The sequence below is a fragment of the Streptomyces sp. FH025 genome (genome assembly GCF_017427025.1).
Classification (GTDB): Bacteria; Actinomycetota; Actinomycetes; order Streptomycetales; family Streptomycetaceae; genus Kitasatospora.
This window is the reverse complement of the sequence record NZ_JAFLNG010000810.1, coordinates 1-3102: the sequence shown is the minus strand read 5'-3', so window position 1 is coordinate 3102 and position 3102 is coordinate 1. Positions and strand designations below refer to the sequence as shown.

Here is a 3102-nt window from a genome sequence, read left to right as displayed (position 1 = left end):
GCGCAGGTAGCGTCGCCGGGAGTCGGCTCGAACAGTGGTTCAGACCAGTGGCGGCCGACGGAGACGCACCGACCCCCTTTACTCGGATCGTCCGGCACGTTCCTGCCGGTGAAGGAGAAGAACGACCATGGCTTCTGTCACGTACGACAAGGCGACCCGCATCTACCCCGGGGCGGACAAGCCCTCGGTGGACGCGCTGGACCTGGACATCGCGGACGGCGAGTTCCTCGTCCTCGTCGGCCCGTCCGGCTGCGGCAAGTCGACCAGCCTGCGCATGCTGGCCGGCCTGGAGGACGTCAACACCGGCGCGATCCGGATCGGCGACCGGGACGTCACCCACCTGCCGCCGAAGGACCGGGACATCGCCATGGTGTTCCAGAACTACGCGCTCTACCCGCACATGACCGTCGCCGAGAACATGGGCTTCGCGCTCAAGATCGCCGGCGTCAACAAGACGGAGATCCGCACCAAGGTCGAGGAGGCCGCGAAGATCCTCGACCTCACCGAGTACCTGGACCGCAAGCCGAAGGCGCTCTCCGGCGGTCAGCGCCAGCGCGTCGCGATGGGCCGCGCGATCGTCCGCCAGCCGCAGGTCTTCCTGATGGACGAGCCGCTGTCGAACCTGGACGCCAAGCTCCGCGTCTCGACCCGTACCCAGATCGCCGGCCTGCAGCGCCGCCTGGGCATCACCACCGTGTACGTCACCCACGACCAGACCGAGGCGCTCACCATGGGCGACCGGGTCGCGGTGCTCAAGGACGGTCTGCTGCAGCAGGTCGACACCCCGCGCAACATGTACGACAAGCCCGCCAACCTCTTCGTGGCCGGCTTCATCGGCTCGCCGGCCATGAACCTGGTCGAGGTGCCGCTGGTGGACGGCGGCGTGAAGTTCGGCGGCTCGGTGGTCAACATCTCCCGCGAGAACCTGGCCGGCGCCGGCACCGACAAGACGGTCACCGTCGGCGTCCGCCCCGAGCACTTCCGGATCGTCGACGCCGGCGGCATCGAGGGCGTCGCGGTGACCGTGAACGTGGTCGAGGAGCTCGGCTCGGACGGCTTCGTCTACGGCACCACCAAGATCGGCGGCGAGGACAAGGAGCTGGTCGTCCGCGTCCCGGGCCGCCAGATCCCGACCCGTGGCGAGACGATCCACGTCGTGCCGATCGCCGAGGAGACCCACGTGTTCGCCACCTCCTCCGGCGCCCGCCTGAGCAGCTGACGAGCACCATCCGCAGACCCCTCACCGGGGCCCGCCAGCACCCGGAACCCGTCGGACCCTCCCGGTCCGGCGGGTTCCGTGCGTACACCCCCACGTCAACCCGGTGTGGGGACGAACCCGGACACCGCTTCACTCGATGGTGTAACGGAGGGCGATCCGGCCCGCACCCACCGCTACTCTCCTGAGGGTGAAGCAGCTTGTGCGCCGTATCGGCCAGACCGTCGCCCTGACCCTGCCGGTCGTCCTGGTGACCACCGGCACCCTCGCCGTGACCAGGGTCCCGTGGGCCCCGCCGACCGGGCTCGACCAGCAGGTCGTGGCGGCCTCCAGCGGCGACGGGGCCGGGATCGGGCGGTCCACCGCCACCGCCGGGAAGGCGCCGGACGGGCTCGCCCCGCAGGAGTCGCTGCGTGTGGTCCTGCTGGACGAGTTGCGCGCCAAGAACCCGTCCGCCGCGCTGGACCTGCTGGAGCGCTCGATGCGCGAGCAGCCCTCGCTGACGCCGTACTGCACCTCGCTGGCCACCGAGTTGGGCAAGGCCGCGGTGCGCAAGTACCAGGGCGACGTCCAGCGGGCCCGCTCCTTCGCCCGCCCGGTCTGCGACGGTTCCTTCGCCGCGGGCATCACCGGCTGACAACTCCCCGCGGCGGTCGCCCTATTGTTCAGGCATGACCGCTGACTCCGGCCCCACCGCAGACCTCGCGTCCCCGCAGCCCCTCCAGCCCCGGCCGACCACGACGCCCGTCACCCAGGCCGTCATCCTGGCCGGCGGCCAGGGCTCCCGACTGCGCCCGTACACCGACGACCGCCCCAAGCCGCTGGTCGAGATCCCGGGGACGGGAACGCCGATCCTCGGCCACCAGCTGGCCTGGCTGGCCACCGAGGGCGTCACCGACGTCGTGGTGTCCTGCGGGCACCTCGCCGACGTGCTGGAGGAGTGGCTCGACCGTGCGGACCTGCCGCTGCGGGTCCGCACGGTGGTCGAGGCGGAGCCGCTCGGACGCGGCGGCGGGCTCAAGTACGCGGCCAAGGCGCTGCCCCGCCCGGACGAGCCCTGGTACGCCACCAACGGCGACATCTGGACCCGCTTCAGCCTGCGCGAGATGGCCGCCTTCCACCACGAGCGGGACGCCGTCGCGACGCTCGCGCTGGCCCGTCCCCGGATCCCGTGGGGCGCCGTGGAGACCGACCAGTTCGGCAACGTGCTGGACTTCATCGAGGCGCCGCCCTCGCCCTTCCTGATCAACGCCGGCCTGTACGTGTTCAGCCCGGAGTTCGCCGAGCTGCTGCCGGACGTGGGCGACCACGAGCGCACCACCTTCCCCCAACTCGCCCGCGGCAAGCGGCTCGCGGGCTACCAGCTGCCGCAGGGCGTGTACTGGCGCGCCATCGACACGGCCAAGGACCTCACCGAGGCGGCCAAGGAGCTCGCCGCGCACCGCGACAACTCCCGCTAGGCGGCGCATCGCGACAACTCCCGCTAGCCGACGCATCGCGACAACTCCCGCTAGGCGGCACACCGCAACAACTCCCGTTAGACGGCGCACCGCGACGGCTCCCGCTGAGGAAGCCCGCCCGGGCCCGGGCACAGCGAATCGGCCGGGTGCTCCCCCACGGAGCACCCGGCCGAGGTCGCAGTCGCCGACGGCGTCAGGTCGCGGTCGCCACCCCCGGGCTGGTGGCGGCCGGCCGACCGCCCGACAGCTCGGCGAGCGGCCCGCTGCCCAGCACCCCGCCGAGCAGCCCGGGACCGCTGCTCGGGCTGGGCTTGGACGCCGTGCCGGAGCCGGCGGCCGGGGTGCCGCGCTGGGCCGGCGCGGAGCCGGCCGGGGACGGGGCTCCCGTTCCCGGGGAGGGGCCGTTCCCGGCCTCCGCCTTGCCGG

The 3102-nt window shown here is 72.4% G+C and carries 3 protein-coding genes and 1 pseudogene; 3 read left to right on the top strand and 1 reads right to left on the bottom strand.

Annotated elements, in window-relative coordinates; translation table 11 throughout:
- The first annotated feature begins 127 nt into the window (after window positions 1–127).
- The 3 genes from J0670_RS34205 to J0670_RS34195 all read left to right on the top strand — a co-directional run bounded on the left by J0670_RS34205 (window position 128) and on the right by J0670_RS34195 (window position 2676).
- Complete coding sequence (locus J0670_RS34205) at window positions 128–1219, top strand: ABC transporter ATP-binding protein (protein WP_207816245.1); 1092 nt, start codon at window positions 128–130, stop codon at window positions 1217–1219.
- A gap of 187 nt (window positions 1220–1406) precedes the next feature.
- A complete protein-coding gene (locus tag J0670_RS34200) occupies window positions 1407–1853 on the top strand; it encodes a hypothetical protein (protein WP_207816243.1) in 447 nt (148 codons plus the stop codon).
- 34 nt (window positions 1854–1887) lie between these two features.
- The gene (locus tag J0670_RS34195) at window positions 1888–2676 is read left to right on the top strand and encodes a nucleotidyltransferase family protein (protein ID WP_243437925.1); all 789 of its coding nucleotides are present in this window, start codon (window positions 1888–1890) and stop codon (window positions 2674–2676) included.
- A gap of 193 nt (window positions 2677–2869) precedes the next feature.
- Here J0670_RS34195 and J0670_RS34190 read toward each other — a convergent pair.
- A pseudogene (locus J0670_RS34190) lies at window positions 2870–3102 on the bottom strand (hypothetical protein); the annotation flags it as partial.